We start from the raw sequence: 19,833 nt of genomic DNA on the forward strand, positions 1-19,833 counted from the left end.
GGGAAGAGGGTACGACCGTGAGTGCGCACGACGGCACCGAAGTGTCCGGGAACGACATCGCCATCGTCGGCATGGCCGGGCGCTTCCCCGGCGCCGACAGCGTGGCCGAATTCTGGGAGCTGCTGCGGGCGGGCCGCGAGGGCATCACCCGGTTCAGCGACGACGAACTCGCCGAGGCCGGCATCCCGGCCGCCCTGCGCTCCGACCCGGCGTACGTCCCCGCGCACGGCGTCCTGCCGGACGTCGACCTCTTCGACACCGGATTCTTCGAGTTCACGCCCGCCGAGGCAGAGGTCATCGACCCGCAGCAGCGCCTCTTCCTGGAGAGCTGCCACACCGCGCTGGAGGACGCCGGCTACGACCCGCGCCGCTACGACGGACTGATCAGCGTCTACGGCGGCGCGGCGATCAACACCTACCTCCAGCAGAACGTCCTGCCCCGTATCGACCAGACCGCGACCTCCGACCACTTCAAGGTGATGGTCGGCAACGACAAGGACTTCCTCGCCACCCGCGTCAGCTACAAGCTCGACCTGCGCGGCCCGAGCTACAGCGTCCAGACGGCCTGCTCGACCTCCCTGGTCGCCATCCACCTGGCCTGCCAGGGGCTGATCAACGGCGAGTGCGACATGGCGCTCGCGGGCGGCGTGACGGTCAAGCTGCCGCAGACGCGCGGCTATCTGTACGAGGAGGGCGCGATCCTCTCCCCGGACGGAAAGGTGCGCACCTTCGACGCCGACGCAGGCGGCACCGTGCTCGGCAACGGCGTCGGCGTCGTCGTCCTCAAGCTCCTGGCGGACGCCCTCGACGCCGGGGACACCGTCCACGCCGTGATCAAGGGCACCGCCACCAACAACGACGGCTCCCTGAAGGTGAGTTACGCCGCCCCCGGCAAGGAGGGCCAGGCAGCCGTCATCGCCGAGGCCCACGCCGTCTCCGGCACGGAGCCGGCCGACGTCTCGTACGTCGAGGCGCACGGTACCGCCACCCGCCTCGGCGACCCGGTGGAGGTCTCCGCGCTCACCGACGCCTTCCGGCGCGGCACGCGGGAGAGCGGCTTCTGCGCCATCGGCTCGCTCAAGTCCAACGTCGGCCACCTGGACGCCGCCGCCGGTGTGGCCGGGGTGATCAAGACCGCGCTGATGCTGCGCCACCGCTCCCTGGTGCCCACCCTGAACTACGAACGCCCCAACCCGGCCATCGAATTCGCGGCGACGCCGTTCTACGTCAACACCGAGACCAAGCCCTGGACGGGGCCGGGCCCCCTGCGGGCCGGGGTCAGTTCGTTCGGCATCGGCGGCACCAACGCGCACGCCATCCTGGGGGAGCCCCCGAGGCCGGAACCGTCCGGCCCCTCCGCGCGGGACGAGCAGCTGCTCGTCCTCTCCGCGAAGACCCCCACGGCCCTGGAGACCCTCACCGACGACCTCGCCGACCACCTCGACCGCAACCCCGGCACGGACCTCGCCGACACCGCGTACACCCTGGCGATGGGCCGCCGGGCACACCGCCACCGCAGGGCCGTCATCTGCGCCGACGCCGCCGAGGCCGTACGGGCCCTGCGGGAGCGCACCGAGCCCGCCTGCGCCACCGGGGACGGCGAACACCTTGACGAGCAGCGGCCGTTCACGCCCGGCGCGGAGCTGTCGGGGCGTGCCCTCCTGGACGCCGTGCGCGCCGCCTGGCTCGCCGGGGCGGACATCGACTGGGCCGCGTTCTACGCGGAAGAGCGCCGCCGCCGCGTCCCCCTGCCCACCTACCCCTTCGAAGGCAGAAGGGTCTGGCTGGACCCCGAGGCCCCGGACGCGGGCGACCGCACGCCCGATGCGTTGCACCCGCTGCTCGGCGCCAACGTCTCCACCCTGGCCGAACACCGCTACGCCACCACCTTGACCGGCGGCGAGTTCTACCTCGCCGATCACCGCGTCGACGGCGTGCCCCTCATGCCTGCCGTCGCCTACCTGGAGATGGCCCGTGCCGCGGGAGCACTCTCCCTGCCCGTCGGCGCGTCGCACGGCCCCACCCTGAGCAGGGTCTCCTTCGAACGCCCGCTGTCCTTCGCCCAAGGACCGCGCACGCTGCACACCCGGCTCACCCCGCACGGCGACGGCGCCCGCTTCACGATCACCGCCACGGCCGACGACGACGAGGGCGGCGCGACCGGTGAGCCCGCCGTCTTCGCCCGCGGCGAGCTCACCGCCCCCGCCGCCCCGTCCGACGCCCTCACCCCCGCCGATCCGGCCGCACTGGCCGAGCGGTGCCCGGACCGCCTCGCCGCACCCGAGCTGTACGCACTGCTGCGCGCCCGCGGCCTCGACTACGGCCCGGCCATGCGCTCCCTGCGCGAACTGCGGCGCGGCGAGGACCAGGCACTCGGCGTCCTCGAACTGCCCGCCGCCAGCCCGAAGGCCGGCCGGGACGACGCCCACGCCTTCGTCCTGCACCCCTCGCTCCTGGACGGCGCCCTGCACGCCGTCGTCGGGCTCCTCGCCGCGCGCGAGGACGACGCCACCACGTATCTCCCGCTGGCACTCGGCCGGCTGGAGGTATTCGCGCCGCTGCCCCGGCACTGCCTCGCGCACGTCACCCTGACCACGCCGCACGGCACGGGCGAGAAGCAGGCCAAGGCGGACGTCCGTCTCCTCGACACCGAGGGGCGGCTGCTCGCCAAACTCGGCGACCTGTCCGTCCGTACGCTGCGCGGGGACCGGAACCGGCCCGGAACCGCCCTGTTCCGCGGCGCCTGGGAGACGGCGGAAGCGACCCCCGCGTCCCTGCCCGCCGGGCCGCTCCTGCTCCTCGCGGACGGCCCCGCCCGCCGCGCCGAGCTGACCGAAGCGCTGCGCGCCGCCGGTGCCACGGACCCCGAGGTGGTCCTCGTGACCCCGGGCGAGGGGTTCGCGGCGGTGGACGGCCACCACTTCACCGTGGACCCGTCCCGCCAGGCCGACTTCGCCGCGCTCCTCGACCACCTCGCACAGGCGGACCTCACCCCCACCGCCGTCCTGCACACCTGGTGCGACACCGGCGACCCCGGAGAAGCTTCCAGCCCCGCCTCTCCCGACGGCGGCCCGCGCACGGTCTTCGCGCTCACCAAGACCCTCCTCGAACGCCGCGGCGGCCACCGCACCGCCCTGCTCATCGCCCACCGCACGGACGCCGACGGGGCCCGCCCCGCCGAAGCCGCCCTCGCCGGATTCGCCCGCAGCACCGCGCTGGAGAACCCGCGCCTCACCCACCGCCTGGTCGGCCTGGACACCGGCACCCCGCTGCTGCCCACGCTCGTCACCGAACTGGCCTGCCTGGACGACGGGGAGACCGAGACCCGGCACGAGGGCGGCGCCCGGCGCGCACGGCGCCACCAGCGCCTCGAAACGGCGCCCGCGAGCGGCACCGCGATCAGCGACGGCGGTGCCTGCCTCATCACCGGCGGCGCGGGCCGCCTCGGCCTGGCCGTGGCCGAACACCTCGCGGCCCGGGCCGCGGGCCCCCTCGTCCTCATCGGCAGGAGCGCGCCGGGCCCGGACGCCGAGCGGCGCCTCGCGGCGCTCCGCACGGCCGGGCACGACATCACCTTCCGGCGTGCCGACGTCACCGACGAGGAAGCCCTGCGCACGCTGCTCGACGCCGTACGCGCCGACCACGGGGCGATCCGCGGCGTGGTGCACGCCGCCGGCACGCTGCGCGACGCGTACCTGCTGCACAAGAGCTGGGAGGAGTTCACCGACGTCGTACGCCCCAAGGCGGACGGCGCGCTCCACCTCGACCGGCTCACCGCCGACGACCCGCTGGACTTCTTCGTCTGCTTCTCGTCCATCGCCGCCGCCTTCGGCAACGCGGGCCAGAGCGACTACGCGTACGCCAACGCGTTCCTCGACGCCTTCGCCGAGCGCCGCCGGGCGCAGGTGGCCGCGGGCCGCCGCTCGGGCCGCACGCTCTCCCTCGGCTGGCCGCTCTGGCTGGACGGCGGGATGCGCCAGGACGAGGACGCCGTCCGGGCGCTGCGCCACCGCGTCGGCCTGGCCCCGATGGCCACGGCCGACGCCCTGGCGGCCCTCGACGAGGCACTGCGCCAGGACGGCGGCGCGGTCCTGGTCGCCCACGGTGAACCGGACCGTATCGCGGCGGCGCTCGCACCGGCCCCCGCACGCCGCCGGCCGTCCGCCACCGGGGCGGCGGCCCCCACCGGCCTGTCCGAGGCGGAGCTCACCGAGTGGGCGGGCACCTTCCTGCGGGAACTGCTCGCCGAGCGGACCAAGCTCGACGCGGCGGAACTCGACCTGCGGGTGCCGTTCGACCGGTACGGCATCGACTCGCTGATCATCACCCAGCTCAACGCGGAGCTGGAGCGGCACTTCGACGACCTTCCCAAGACCCTGTTCTTCGAGTACGCCACGCTGGAGGAACTGGCGGGCTATTTCGTGGCCGAACACGCCGCCCGCCTCGGCGAACTGGCCGCCCCCGAGCAATCACCGTCACGGACCGAGAACCCGGCCGACGCGGCCGGTACGGTCACCGGGCTCGCCCCCGCCCTCACGCCCACCGTCCCCGCGACGACCACCCCCTCCGAGCGTGACAGCGAGAACGATGACGGCGCCGTCGCCGTCATCGGACTCACCGGCCGCTACCCCATGGCCGACGACGTGGACGAGTTCTGGGAGAACCTCGCCGCGGGCCGCGACTGCGTCACGGAGATCCCCGCCGACCGCTGGGACCACGACCGCTACTTCGACCCGGACCCGGCCGCCCGTGGCCGCGCCTTCTCCAAGTGGGGCGGCTTCCTGCGCGACGTCGACCGCTTCGACCCGCTGTTCTTCGGCATATCGCCGCGCGAGGCCGAGCTGATGGACCCGCAGGAGCGGCTGTTCCTCCAGAACGCCTGGCATGTGCTGGAGGACGCCGGATACCGCAGGGACGAACTGTCCGGCCGCAGCGTGGGTGTCTTCGTCGGCGTGATGTACGGCGAGTACCAGCTCTACGGCGCCGCCGACGCCGAGCGCGGCGGCATCCGGGTCACCGGCTCCTCGTTCGCCTCGATCGCCAACCGGGTCTCGTACACCCTGGGCCTCAACGGGCCGAGCATCGCGCTCGACACGATGTGCTCCTCCTCCCTGACCGCTATCCACCTCGCCTGCGAGAGCCTGCGCGGCGCGGAGAGCGAAGTGGCCATCGCGGGCGGCGTGAATCTTTCCCTGCACCCGTACAAGTACGTCTTCCTCAGCCAGGGCAGGTTCGTCTCCGCCGACGGGCGGTGCCGCGCCTTCGGCGCCGGGGGCACCGGATACGTCCCGGGCGAGGGCGTCGGCGCGGTCCTGCTCAAGCCCCTGGCCGCCGCCGTGCGCGACGGCGACCACATCTACGGCGTGATCCGCGGCCACGCCGTCAACCACGGCGGCCGTACGAACGGCTACACGGTGCCGAGCCCGCACGCGCAGGCCGACTCCGTGCGCCGGGCCCTCGCCGGGGCGGGCCTCGGACCGGCGGACATCGGCTACGTGGAAGCGCACGGCACCGGCACCTCACTGGGCGACCCGATCGAGATCGCCGGACTCGCCAAGGTCTTCGGCTCCGCGCGGACAGCCGGCCGGCTGTGGCCCATCGGCTCCGTCAAGTCGAACATCGGCCACCTGGAATCCGCGGCGGGCATCGCCGGACTCACCAAGGTGCTGCTCCAGTTCAAGCACCGGCGGCTGGTCCCCTCGCTGCACGCCGATGAACTGAACCCGAACATCGACTTCGGGCGGGCGCCGTTCGCGGTGCAGCGCGAGACGGCCGACTGGCCCGCCCCCGCCGGGGCCTCGGGCCCGGCGCCCCGCCGCGCCGGACTCAGCTCCTTCGGCGCGGGCGGTTCCAACGCCCACCTGGTCATCGAGGAGTACCCGGCCGGACCCGAACGCACGGACGAACCCGTGGCCGCGCAGCGGTTCACCGCGCCGCTGGTCTTCCCGCTCTCGGCGCGGGACACGGAGCGCCTGAGCGAGTACGCGGGCCGCCTCGCCGACTTCGCCGAGCGTGACCACGTACGCGCCGTGGACCTCGCCCATACGCTGCAACACGGCCGCGAGGTGATGGAGGAACGCCTCGCGGTGGTCGCCGAGGACGGTGCCGCCCTCGTCCGGGCCCTGCGCGCCCACCAGGACGGCACGCCGTGCGCGGGCCTCGTCGTAGCGGGCGAGGCCGCCACGGCCCCGGGGGCGGGCACCCCCGCCGCCGACCACCCCGCCTTCGTCCTCGCCGTGCGGTGGACGCGCGACGGCACGGCCGACTGGGACGCGCTCACCCCGGCGCAGGGCGCGCCGGGGCGCCGCATACCCGCGCCGCGCTACCCGTTCGCCCGCGAACGCTACTGGGTGCCCGCCGCCGACCGGCGGGACGAGCCCGGCACGGCCGCAGCACCCGCCCGACTCCACCCGCTCCTCGACGCCAACGAGTCCACGCTCGACGAGATCCGCTTCCGCAGGACATTCCTGCCCGCCGAGCCCCTCGTACGCGACCACGTCATCGAAGGCCGGACACTGCTGGCCGGAGCCGCCTGCCTGGAGATGGCGAGGGCCGCGGCCGCCCTCGCCGGGCTCGACGGAGCGCTCGGGCTGCGGGACGTGCTCTGGGGGCGGCCGGTGGCGATCGGCGACGAGCCGCGCGAGGTCTTCGTCAGCCTGACCCGGACCGGAGACGCACAGCCGGGCGGCGCGGGCGCGATCCCCGAACTGGCCTTCACCGTATGGACCTCGGAGGACGCGGAGCGCACCGTGCATGTGCGCGGCACGGTGTCCGGCCGAGCCGCCGGGCGTGCCGTGGCAGCCGCCGTCGATCTCGACGCGCTGCGCGAGAGCTGCCCCGAGCACCGGGACGGCGCCGCCGTCCAACGCGCCTACCGTTCCGCGCACTTCGGCTACGGACCGGCCTTCGACGTCATCGAAGAGGTCCACTTCGGCCACGGCAGCGCCCTCGTCCGCCTCACGCTGCCCGAGCCGGACGCCGCCGACGCCGGGACCGCGACGACGCTCCTGCCCCCGGCGGTGCTCGACGGCGCGCTGCGCGCCTGCCACTGGGCGGACCGGCCGCAGCCGGAACAGAGCCAGAACCTCGCCGTGCCGTTCGACCTCGGCACACTGGAAGTCCTCACGGAACGAGAGCGGTTGCCCCGCGAGTGCTACGCACTGGCCGTCCCCGCCCGCCACGCCGACGCGGCGAGCGGACCGCGCCAGTTCGACGTCAGCGTCCTGGACGCCGCGGGCGTCGAACTGGTCCGCATCGAGAACTTCGGGGGCCGCCACCTCACGGCCACGCCGCGGCAGCCGCAGGAGGCGGCGCCAGGCACCAAAGCCGGAGCCCCCTTCTTCTACGAGCAGGTCTGGCAGGACCAGGATCTCGCGCCGCGCGCCCCGGGCGGCGCCGACGCGCTGCTCGTCCTCGGGGACACCGGCGAGGTCGCCCGGAGCCTGGCCGCGCGGGCCGGTTCGCCGCGCGTCATCGACGTACGGGCGGCGACGGAGTTCGAACGGACGGGGCCCGACCGGTACACCGTCGACCCCACCAGTCCCGCCGACTTCGAACGGCTCCTGCGGGACCTGGAGGGTGACGGCGTCCGCTCCCTCGACCTCGCCCACCTCTGGGGCCTGACCGCCCCGCAGGTCGGGCACGGACGCGACGGCGCGAGCCAGGAGGCGGGTGCCGCCCTCGACGAAGCTTTCGGGCGAGGGCTGTACTCCCTGCGCGCCCTCGTCCGCGCGCTCGACACCGTCCGGCTCCCCGGCCGGACGCGCTGCGCCTACGTCCTGGCCGAGACGGAGCACGGGCCCCGCCCCGACCAGGAAGCCGTGGCGGGCTTCGCGCTCTCCGTCCCCGGGGTCCTGCCGCGCTTCGAACTGTCCACCGTGGCCTGCGCGGACGGACTCGCCGACGACGCCTCCGCCCTGCCGGACCTGCTGGCGGCCGAACTGGCGCAAAGCGGCAGGCAGGCGGGCGTGGAGGTGCGGCACTCGGCGGCGGGCCGCCAGGTCCGGGTGCTGCGCAGGGCGGACCGGACCGCCACCGCGCCGGCCGACCGCACCGACCCGCTCAAGCGGCACGGCACCTATCTCGTCACCGGCGGGACCGGCGGCATCGGCCTGGAGCTGGCACGCCACCTGGCCGCGACGCACCAGGCCAGGCTCGTGCTGGTCAGCCGCTCGGCCGAGCGTCCCGAGGCACGCGCGGCGGAGGACGAACTCGTCGCGCTCGGCGGCGAGGTCCTGCTCGTGGCCGCCGACACCGCGGACCCGCGCGGCATGCGGACGGCGGTCGCGCGGGCCAAGGAACGCTTCGGCCACCTCGACGGTGTCTTCCACCTCGCGGGCGCCGCCGACCAGTGCTCGGTGCTCGAAGCGGACCTCACCCGCTTCGCCGACCTGCTCGCGGTCAAGGCCCACGGCGTGCGGCTGCTCGACGCGCTCACCGCCGACGAGCCGCTCGACCTGTTCGTGGTGTTCTCCTCCATCGCCTCGGTCGTCGGGGACTTCGGCGCCTGTGCCTACGCCGCCGCCAACCGCTTCCTGGACTCCTACGCGGCGGGCCGCGCCGCCCGCGTACGCGACGGCCTGGCCTCGGGCCGCACCCTCTCGCCGGCCTGGCCGCTGTGGCGGATCGGCGGCGTGGACGCCCTGATGGGCGAGGAGGAACGCACCGGCTACCGACGCCGCACCGGTATGCGGGAGTTCACCGGCGAGGAGGGCATATGGGCCCTGGGCCTCGCCTGGCATACCGGCCTCACCCGGCCGGTCCCGGCCATCGGCGACCCCGCCACCGTCGACCTGGCCCTGACCCCGCAGGTCGGCGAGGCGCCCGGCAAGGCCGCCGCCCCGGCCCGCGAGCGGACCGCGGCCGCCCACTGTGACGTGGCGCCGGACCCGGCGCTGCTCGGCCGGATGCGCGACCACGTACGAGGCCTGCTCGCGGACGTGCTCGGCCTGGCGGCGGAACGCATCGACGACCACACGGCCCTGGATGCGTACGGTCTCGACTCCGTGCTGGTCATGGAGACCAACGAACACCTCGACAGGGACTTCCCCGGCGCGCGCGGAACCCTCCTCTTCGAGTACCGCACGGTGCACGAACTCGCGCGGTACCTGCTGAGTGAACACGCCGAGGCGGCAAGGAAGTTGTTCCCGAGCGAGATGCAGGGGTCACCCGGGACGCCTGAGACACCCGAGGCGCACGGGGCGCCGGCCGCCCCGCCCCGGGTCCCGGCCCGCGAGCTCACCGCCGGCACCGCCACCACCGACGTCGCGATCATCGGCATCAGCGGCCGCTACCCCCAGGCCCGCGACCTGACGGAGTTCTGGGAGAACCTGCGCCAGGGCCGCGACTGCGTCACCGAGGTGCCCCGCGACCGCTGGGACGCCGACGCCCACTTCGACGCCGACCACACGACCCCCGGCGCCAGCTACGGCAAGTGGGGCGGGTTCCTGGCGGACGTCGACGCCTTCGACTCGCTGTTCTTCCGCATCCCGCCGTCCCAGGCCAAGCTGATGGACCCGCAGGAACGCCTGTTCCTGGAGGCCGCCTGGTCGGCGCTGGAGAACGCGGGCTACCCGCCGTCCCGCCTGCCGCGCCCCCGCTACGGCGGCCAGGGCCGCGACGTCGGGGTCTTCGCCGGTGTCATGTGGGGCGACTACGCCCAGCTCGCCGCCGAGGAGTCCGCCAAGGGCAACCACCACACGGTCCTCGCCAACCGCTCCGCGATCGCCAACCAGGTGTCGTACTTCGGTGACTTCCGCGGCCCGAGCGTGGTCGTGGACACCGCGTGCTCGGCCTCCCTGGTCGCCCTCCACCAGGCCTGCGAGAGCGTACGCAGGGGGGAGTGCCGCTACGCCCTGGCCGGCGGGGTCAACGTGTCCGCGCACCCTCTGAAGTACGCGCACCTGAGCCGGATGCGGATGCTCTCCACGGACGGCAACTGCCGCTCCTTCGGGGCCGGTGGCAACGGCTACGTGCCTGGTGAGGGCGTCGGCGCCGTGCTCCTCAAGCGGCTCTCGGAGGCCGTCGCCGACGGCGACCACATCCACGCCGTCATCAAGGCGACGGCGGTCAACCACGGCGGCCGCACCGGCGGCTACACCGTGCCCAACCCGCAGGCGCAGCAAGCGCTCGTCGAGGAGGCCCTGGACCGGGCGGGCATCGACCCGCGCACCATCGGCTACGTCGAGGCGCACGGCACCGGGACCGCCCTCGGCGACCCCATCGAACACACCGCCCTCCAGCAGGCGTTCGCCGGAGCGGGCCCGGCGAGGGGCAGCATCGCCCTCGGCTCGGTGAAGTCCAACATCGGCCATCTGGAGGGCGCGGCGGGCATCGCCGGGGTCACCAAGGCCGTCCTCCAGCTCGGCCACGGCGAGCTGGTCCCCTCGCTGCACTCCGAGGAGACCAACCCGATCATCGACTTCGACCGTTCCCCGTTCCGGGTGCAGCGCGAACTGGCCGCCTGGCCGCGGCCCGTCGCCGAGAAGGACGGGGCGCCGGTGGAACTGCCCCGGCGGGCGAGCGTCAGCTCCTTCGGCGCGGGCGGCACCAACGCGCACGTCGTCCTGGAGGAGTACCGCGCCCCGGCGGAGGGGCCCGCCACGGCGGCGGCCCCGCGCGGCCCCGAGCTGATGGTGCTCTCCGCGCGCGGCCCCGAGCGGCTGCGGGCCTACGCCGCCGCGCTCGCCGCCCACCTGCGCCGCGAGCGGCCGGGGCTCGCCGAGGTGGGGCACACCCTGCGGGCCGGACGGGAAGCCCTGCCCGAGCGCCTCGCCTTCCTGGCGTCCGACGTCACCGACGCCGCCGAGAAGTTCGCGGCGTTCGCCGACGGGGACGCGGGTCCGTGGGCGATCCTCGGCAACGCCGAACAGCACACCGCGCTCGCGGACGTGTTCACCGAAGGCGCGGGCCCGGACTTCCTGCGCACCTTGGCCGCCGACGGCGACCGCACCCGCCTCGCCCGGCTCTGGGTCTCCGGCGCCTTCGCCGACTGGAACACCCTGGACGTGGCGACGCCCGGTCCGCGCCGGACGGTGCCGCTGCCGGGCTACCCCTTCGAGCGGCCCCGGCACTGGCTGCCGGTCACCCGCACCGCGCACATGCCGGGTGAACAGCCGACTCCCCGGAACGTGCCCCTCACCCTCGCGCCCACCGATCCGGTCGTACGCGACCACGTCGTCGCAGGCCGCCCGGTGCTGCCCGGCGTCGGCCACCTGGACCTGGTCGTCCGTGCCCTCGGCGAGCGCACGGTGCGCGGCTTCCGTGACGTCCGCTGGACGGCGCCCGTCGAAGTGCCGGACGACGGGACCGAGCTGACCCTCACGACCCGCCCCGAGCAGGACACCACCGAGCAGGGCACCACAGGCCACGCCACTACCGGGCACGCCGCCACCGCGCTCGGCTACCGGCTGACCGGTACCGCCGCGACGGACGCCCCCGTGTACTCGCTCGGCCAGGTGCTCGACGCCGTACCGGACCGCCCCGCCCCCCTCGCGATCGACGCGATCAAGGCGGAGTGCCCGCACGAGACGGGCCCCGAGGAGCTCTACGCGAGGCTGCGGCGGCGCGGTCTGCCCTACGGCCCCTTCTTCCGGCGCGTCACCCAGGCGTGGACCGGCGAGCGGACCGCACTCGCCCGGCTGCGCCGCCCCGAGGCACGCCCCGGCGACACCAACCACCCGGGCCCCCTCGACCCGGGCACGCTCGACGCGGCTCTGCACCCGCTGGACCTGCTGCTCGACCACGGGACGGACACGGACGCCCGGCCGCTCCTGCCGTTCGCCGCGGACCGGGTGGAACTGCACGCCCCGGTGCCCGCCGAAGGCTGGACCCACATCCGTGACCTCGGCTCCCACCGGTTCGACGTGACCCTCACCGACGACGAGGGCCGCGTCTGCGTACGCGTCATCGGCCTGGCGCTGCGGGAGCTGAGAACGGCGCCCGGCATCGACTACCGCCCCCGCTGGACGCCCGCGCCCCCGCTCGTCACCGGGCAGGACACCACGGCGCCCCGCGCCGTCCTCACGCTCGCCACGCCGGAGGCCGCCCCCCTGACGGACGCCCTGGCGGACGCCTTGGCGGCGGCCCACCCCGACGCGCGTCACGTACACCTGAGCATCGGTGCCCGCGGCCTAGACGAGCGGGAGGTTGCCGAGGCCCTGGCCGACGCCCCCCACATCGACCTGGTGTACTTCCTCGGAGTCGGCGGCCCCGACGTGCTGCCCGAGAGCGCGCGGGAGGTGCGCGAGGCCCAGGACCGGGGCGTCGTCTCCCTGTACCGCCTGGTGCGGGCCCTGCATCGCGCGGGCATGCTCGACCGGCCCCTCGGCCTCAAGGTGCTCACCGCCGACGCGCTGCCGCTCGGCGAGGACGACCGGGTGCGTCCCGCGGCGGCCGGGCTCATCGGCTTCTGCGAGGTCGCGGCCAAGGAGTTCCCGCAGCTGAGCACGGCCTGCGTCGATGTGCGCAGCGGTGAACTCGCCGATGCGGTGGGCGCGTTCGTGGCCGAACCCGTCCGGGCCAAGGCCCGTCCCGTGTCCCTGCGAGGCGGCGTACGACGGGAGCGGCGCCTGGAAGCGGTAAGGCTGCCCGCCGCCCCGACCCGCTTCCGTGAGCGCGGGGTGTACCTCGTCATCGGCGGCCTCGGCGTGCTCGGCCGCGACACCGCCCGCCACCTGGCCCGCACCTACCGCGCCCGCCTCGTCCTGATCGGGCGCGGCGCACCCGACGAACGGCGCCGTGCTGACCTCGTCGCCCTGGAACAGCTGGGCGCCGAGGTGCTGTACGTGCCGTGCGACGCCACCGACCCGGCCGCGCTGCGGCAGGCGGTGGACGAGGCCAAGGCCCGCTTCGGCGCGCTGCACGGCGTGATCCACTCCGCGATGGTGCTGGTCGACAAGCCCATCAGGGACCTCTCCGAGGCGGAGCTGCGCAGCGCCCTGGACGCCAAGGCCGACACGGTGTGGAGCATGTTCCACGCCCTGCGCGGCGAGGCGCTCGACTTCGCGCTGCTGTACTCCTCCGCCGTCACGCTGGAGGGCAACCACGGCCAGGCCGGGTACGCGGCGGGCTGCCATGTCGCCGACGCCTGGGCCCTCGCCGCCGCGCACACCGCGCCCTACCCCGTCCGGATCGTCAACTGGGGCTACTGGCACGCGGCGGGGGACGTCCACCGGGAGCGCGTCCTGCGCCGCTTCTCCGCCGCGGGCATCCGGCCGATCAGTGCCGAGGAGGGCATGGCCGCCGTCGAGCGGGTGCTGTCCGGCGAGCTGCCGCAGACGCTGGTGGTCAAGGCGGAGCCGGGCATCCTCGCCGGCCTCGGCGTCGACCCCGGCACCGTGCTGAGGCCCCAGCCGTGCCGGCGCCCCGTGACGGCCGCGCCCGCCGTGCCCCGCGGCGGGGCGGACACCACCGCACCGGCGGCGCCGAAGAGCGCGTCCGCGCGGACCGAGCGGCTCGCCCGGCGGCTCCTGGTCGGCGCCATGCGGAGCATGGGCGTCCTGCACCGCCCCGGCGAACGCCACACCCGCGAGGGGCTGCGCTCCCGCCTCGGTGTCACCGCCGGGCAGGAGCGGCTGCTCGACCTGCTCGTCGACATCCTTCTGCGCGGCGGCCATCTCCGGTCCGAAGGCTCCGAGTTGGTGGTGACGGACCGGGTCGAGGAAGCGGACTTGCTGCGCTGCATCGCCCAACCCGAGGAAGCCGTACGGCAGCTGACGGAGCGCCACCCGGAGTCGGCTCCGGTGACCACCCTGCTGCTGCGCTGCCTCGACGCGCTGCCGGACGTCCTGACCGGGAGGCGCGGCCACATGGAGGTGCTCTTCCCGGGCGGCTCCTTCGAGCTGGTGGGGGCCGTCTACGCGGGCGACCCCGTCACCGACCGGTGCAACGACCAGGTCGCCGACACCGTTCTGCGGTACGTGGAGGAGTGCCTGCGCGTCCGGCCCGCTGAGCGCGTCCGGCTCCTCGAAGTCGGGGCGGGCACCGGCGGCACCAGCGCACGCGTACTGCGCCGGATCGCCGAAGCGGGCCACGGCGGCCACGTCGAGTACGTCTACACCGACGTCTCCGAAGGGTTCGTGCGGCACGGCCGCAAGCGCTTCGGCGGCGAGCACCCCTTCGCGGCCTTCCGCACACTGGACATCGAACGGGAGCCGCGGGAGCAGGACATCGAGCACGGCGGCTACGACCTGGTGCTCGGCACGAACGTCCTCCACGCGACCGGGCGGATCGACCGCACCCTGGCCCACATCAAGCAACTGCTGTGCACTGACGGCGTATTGGTCATCAATGAGGGCGTCGAGCCGCGCGACCAGATGTCGCTGATCTTCGGTCTCGCCACCGGCTGGTGGCTGTACGAGGACGCGGAGTACCGCCTGCCCGGCTCGCCCCTGCTCTCCACGGCCGCCTGGCACGACGTCCTCACCCAGAACGGCTTCCGCGGGATCGCGGAGCACCCGAGCCCGGGCGGCGGTACGTACCAGCGCGTACTGGTGGCCACGAGCGACGGCCTGGTACCCGAGACCACGCCCGGACCCGTCCCCGGGACCGCCCCCGAGCCGCCGCGCACGCGCGCGCCGAAGCCGCCGCGCACACCCGCGCCCCCGACCGCCGCCCCGGACCCGGCGCGCGTGGAGGAGGCCCGGGTCAGGGCGGTCTTCGCCCGGGTCCTGGAGATGCCCGAGGACCTTCTCGATCCCAAGGCGACCTTCGAGAACTACGGCATCGACTCACTGGTGGTCCTCAGCCTGACCAAGGAGCTGGAGCGGGAGTACGGGCCGCTCCCGTCGACCCTGCTCTTCGAGCACATCACCATCGAACGCCTCGCCCGCCACCTCGCGGCCCGGCAGGACGGACCGCCCGGAGAGACCCGAGAGGCGCGGTCGGCAGAGGTGACGGAGGCGACCGGTGCCGTGGCCTGCGACCCGCCCGAGGAACCCCCGGCCGGGCTCGCGCAGATCGTCGACGGTCTCTCCGACGCGGACGTGGACCGCCTGCTCCAACAGCTCGGCGGCGTTCTCCAGGACCAGGAGGAGCAGCGATGACGACCCCCTTCACCGCCGTCCTGATCGGCGAGGAACCCCTCCTCGCCGAATGCGGGGAGCACCTGCTGACGCGGGGCCACCAGGTGGTCGCCGTGGTCGCCGCCGACCCGGGCCTGCGCCGCTGGGCGGACGGGCACGGCCTGACCGTGCTCGACCCGGGCCGTGACCTCGCGCAACGGCTGCGCCCGCTGCGCTTCGCGTATCTGTTCAGCATCACCAACCTGCGGATGCTGTCCGACGAGGTCCTGGCGCTGCCCGAGCGGATGCCCGTCAACTTCCACGACGCGCCGCTGCCCCGCCTCGCGGGCCTGCACGCCACGAGCTGGGCCGTACTGGAGGGCGCCACCGAGCACGGGGTGACCTGGCATGTGATGGAGCGCGAGGCGGACACCGGCGACGTGCTCAAACAGCGCGCGGTGCCGGTCGGGCCGGACGACACGGCGTACACGCTCAACCTCGCCTGCTACGAGGCGGCCGCCGCCTCCTTCGGCGAGCTGGCCGACGAGCTGGCCGCAGGGACGTACACGCGCACCCCGCAGGACCTCTCCCTGCGCACGTATCACGGCCCGCACGACGGCCCGCCCCGCGCAGGCCTGTTCTCGTGGCGGCGGCCGGCCCGGGAACTCGACGCGCTCGTACGGGCCACGACCCTCGGGCCGCACCGCAACGCGTTCGGCCTCGCGCTGCTGGCCCTGGGCGAGCGGCTGTTCGCCGTGCGGGGCGCGGAAGTCACCGAGCGCCCTTCGGCGAGCCCGCCAGGGACCGTGCTCGGCGTCGACGACGGGGCAGTGGTCGTCGCCACCGCCGATCTCGACGTGCGGCTGACCGGGCTGGCCGACCTGGACGGCGGCCCCGAGGCCGGGGCAGTGGCCGGCCTGCGCCCCGGCGACCGGTTCACGGAGTTCGACGACGAGGCCTGCGAGCGGTGGGCGGCCACCGCCCGCGCCGCGCGCCGCCACGAGCCGTACTGGCTGCGGCGGCTCACCGCACAGACCCCCCTCGAAGTGCCCTGGCCTGCCCAGGACGCCCAGGCCGTGGGGGAGGCCGGCGAGGACCCCCCGGCACCCGGCGCCCGGACCCTCGCCCGGGCCGAAGTGCCGGGCCACGTCCTCGCGATGGACCGGCAGGAGGGCAGGGCCTGGCTGCTCGCCGCCCTGCTCCTGTTCCTCGGCCGGATGGCTGGGGAGCCCGCCGGCGGCCACGACGTCGCGCTGCGCCTCCCCGCCCCACCGGGAGCCACGGGGCGCCCCGGGCCCCTCCTGGAGGACGTGCCCTTCCGCGCCCCCGACGTCCCGGACGGCGCACCGCTGGACGCGCTGCGGGCCGCCGTCGCCCGGCACCTCACCGACCTGGCCCGACGTGGTGCCCCGCTGCGTGGGGTGCACCTGCGCGACCCCCACCTGCGCGAGCGCTCGGAACTCGCGGGCACCGCCCTGCCGATCACCGTGGACCTGAGCGACGGCCGCCGCCCGGCGAACCGGAGCGACGGCCCGGCCTTGACCGTACGGCTCGGCGGCCCCGACGAGCCGCCCTGCAGCGTCTCCTTCGAACCGGCCGACCCCCGTATGGCGGGCGCCGCGCACCAACTCGCCGCCCGCTTCGGCCGGTTCCTCGGCCACGCCGTCGAACGGCCCGACGAGGACGCCGGTCTGCTGCCGCTCCTGAACGAGGACGAGAGCCGCCAGGTCCTCGAGGCGTGGAACGACACGGCCGCCGACTATCCGCGCGACCTGTGCGTCCACCAGCTCTTCGCGCAGTGGAGCCGACGTCAACCGGACGCGCCCGCCGTCAGGTTCGGCGAAACGGTCCTCACCTACGGCGAACTCGACCGCAGGTCGGACCGGACCGCCCACCGCCTGGCCCGCCTCGGCGCGGGCCCCGGCACCCTCGTCGGGGTCTTCCTGAACCGCTCGGCGGACCTGGTCACGGGCCTGCTCGCGGTGCTGAAGACGGGCGCGGCGTACGTACCGCTGGACCCGGTCTATCCGCCCGAGCGGATCCGCCACATGCTGGAGGACTCCGGGGCGCTCCTGGTGCTCACCGAGTCCGCGCTGTCCGACGCCCTGCCCCACGGCTGCCCGGCCCGGCCCGTGGTCATCGACGAGGCACCGGAGGGCCACGACACGCAACCACCGGGCGACCTGCCGTCGGGCGCCACCGGAGACTTCCCCGAGCGCGCGTCCGCCAAGGACCCCGCGTACGTCATCTACACCTCCGGTTCCACCGGGCTGCCCAAAGGCGTACGGGTCGGCCACCGGGCGCTGACGAACTTCCTGTGCTCCATGGCGAAGGAACCCGGCTTCGGCCGCACGGACACGCTGCTCGCCGTGACCACGGCCTGCTTCGACATCGCGGGCCTTGAGCTGTACCTGCCCCTGGTGACGGGCGGCGAGGTGCGCGTCGCCCCGGCCGAGACGGCCGCCGACGGGTTCGCGCTGCGCGAGCTGGTCGAGGCGTACCGCCCGACCGTCATGCAGGCGACCCCCGTCACCTGGCGCATGCTGATCGGCGCGGGCTGGCGGGGCGGCCCGGAGCTGACCGTCCTGTGCGGCGGAGAGGCCCTGGCGGACGACCTCGCCGCCGAACTCGTCCGCCGCGCGGGCCGGGTGTGGAACATGTACGGCCCGACCGAGACCACCATCTGGTCCTCCCTCGACCGCGTGGCAGCGGGACGTCCCGTCACGATCGGCCGCCCGCTGGCCAACACGCGGATGTACGTCCTCGACGAACGGCTGCGGCCCGTGCCGCCGGGCGCCCCCGGCGAGCTGTTCATCGGCGGCGACGGCGTGGCCGACGGCTACCACCGGCGGCCCCAACTCACCGCCGACAGGTTCCTCGACGACCCCTTCGCGCCCGGCCGTGTCTACCGCACCGGCGACCTGGTGAGGCAGCTGCCCGACGGCCGCCTGGAGTACCTGCGCAGGGTGGACAACCAGGTCAAACTGCACGGCTACCGCATCGAGCCCGGCGAGGTGGAGACCGTCCTGCGCGACCATCCCGCCGTCGCCCGGGCCGCCGTGGTGGTACGCGACGACGAGCCCGGCGGCGCCCGGCTGGTGGCGTACCTCGTGGCGCGCGACGCGCGGCGGCCCCCGGCGGCGGCCGAGCTGCGCGCCCACGTGCGGGAGCGGCTGCCCGCGTACATGGTCCCCGGAACCGTCGTCGTACTGCCGCGACTCCCGCTGACGCCGAACGGCAAGCTCGACCGCAAGGCCCTGCCCGCGCCCCACAGCGCGGCGGCCCTCGCGGGGCACGACGGTGACGCGGTCCCGCAGAGCGCGCTGGAGCGGCGGATCGCCGAGATCTGGCAGAGCGCGCTCGGCCTGGCAGGAGTCGGCGTCGACGTCAACTTCTTCGACGCGGGAGGCGACTCCCTGCGGCTCACGCACGTGGTCGCGCGGCTCAGGGCGGAGCTGCGCCCCTCGCTGCGCCGTCTCGACATGTTCCGTCACCCGACGATCCGGACGATGGCCCGCCACCTCGCCGAGGGCGAGGCGCCGACCGCACCGCCCGCGCGCGGGCGGCAGCCGTCGGGCCGGGACAGGTCCCTGCTCGGAGCGCGCCGGCGGAGGTCCGGCGCGGAACGCTGAGCCCGCCAGTGACCGGGCAGCCGACATCTTTCCAAGGAGGCATCGTGGAACCCACCATCGTTCGCTGCAAGATTTGCTCACTCAAGGACGGGCACCCCGGAATCGTTCTCGACGACGAACAGGTCTGCAATCTGTGCAACCTCGACTTCGCGGGCGATCTGCTCGTCAACTACAAGTACACCAACGAGGTGTTCGCCGAATTCCAGGCCGCGGCCCCGAATCCTCGGGGCGATTTCGACTGCCTCTTCATGTACAGCGGCGGCAAGGACAGCACGTACATGCTGGACAAGTTCGTCAATGAATACGGCAAGCGCACCCTCGCGTACACCTTCGACGTCCCCTTCGAGAGCACGCACGCGGCGCAGAACATCAAGCTCGCGCAGGAGAAGCTGCCCGCGACGTTCGTGGTGGACGCCGACGACGACAACATCAAGAAGATGATGCGGGACGTCTTCAACCGGCCGCGTCCGAAGAAGCCGGGGCAGTACCTCGACGAGAAGCTGCCCTGTGTCTCCTGCCGCACCTTCTTCGTGATCCGGGCCATCCTGCACGCCTTCCGCGAGCGCATCCCCTACATCGCCCTGTGCGCCGACCCGCAGCAGATCCTCACGATGGAGTCGAACGTCCGCGAGGTGGTCCGCGGCTTCTACAAGTCCTTCGGCCCCGACCTCGCGAGCGAACTGTTCAACGGTGAGATCGAGGAGATCCTCTTCGCCGAGGACGACGAACTCCCCAAGATCGTCTTCCCTTTCATCGCCATGCGGCACGACTACGACCCGGACCGCATGGTCGCGGAACTGAAGGAGAAGGGCCTTTACGCCTCTTCACCGATGGAGACGCACTGCACGCTCTTCCCGCTCCTGAACTACTACTCGTTCAAGAACTGGGACTGCATGTTCTACAAGCTCAACGCGTCGAGCTACACGCGGGCGGTGAGCCGCAACAAGGACTACGACCGCTCCACCTTCAGCATCAAGTTCCCGCGTTCCCTGGACCTGCCCGAGGTCGAGGAACGCCTGAAGCAGGTGGTCCTGGAGATCGCCGCGGGCGAGGGGGACCGCGAGCGGCACCGGGAGGCGCTGGTGGAGCTGTTCAAGCAGATGGACACCACCGACGACGGAGCCAGGTTCATCGCGGAGACATTCCTGGACATGCGCAAGGTCGCGGCGGACCTCGGTATCAAGGTGGGTTGAGGAGAA

General features: G+C 74.1%; 3 protein-coding genes. All 3 read left to right on the plus strand.

Features of this window, described 5'->3' with window-relative positions:
- Positions 1-17: 17 nt before the first annotated feature.
- Genes KKZ08_RS37420 through KKZ08_RS37430 form a run of 3 tightly spaced genes read left to right on the plus strand, consistent with a single transcriptional unit; the run spans position 18 to position 19,827 of the window.
- Entirely contained in the window at positions 18-15,044 is a 15,027-nt protein-coding gene (locus KKZ08_RS37420; protein WP_223778671.1) for an SDR family NAD(P)-dependent oxidoreductase, read from the plus strand.
- Positions 15,041-18,634 (plus strand): amino acid adenylation domain-containing protein, encoded by a 3,594-nt coding sequence (locus KKZ08_RS37425; RefSeq protein ID WP_223778672.1) that lies wholly within the window; start codon positions 15,041-15,043, stop codon positions 18,632-18,634. The genes KKZ08_RS37420 and KKZ08_RS37425 overlap by 4 nt, the downstream gene beginning before the upstream one ends.
- A 44-nt stretch (positions 18,635-18,678) precedes the next feature.
- The gene (locus KKZ08_RS37430) at positions 18,679-19,827 is read left to right on the plus strand and encodes an OzmP (RefSeq protein ID WP_223778673.1); all 1,149 of its coding nucleotides are present in this window, start codon (positions 18,679-18,681) and stop codon (positions 19,825-19,827) included.
- Positions 19,828-19,833 lie beyond the last annotated feature (6 nt).

The organism is Streptomyces sp. 135 (assembly GCF_020026305.1).
Lineage (GTDB): Bacteria > Actinomycetota > Actinomycetes > Streptomycetales > Streptomycetaceae > Streptomyces.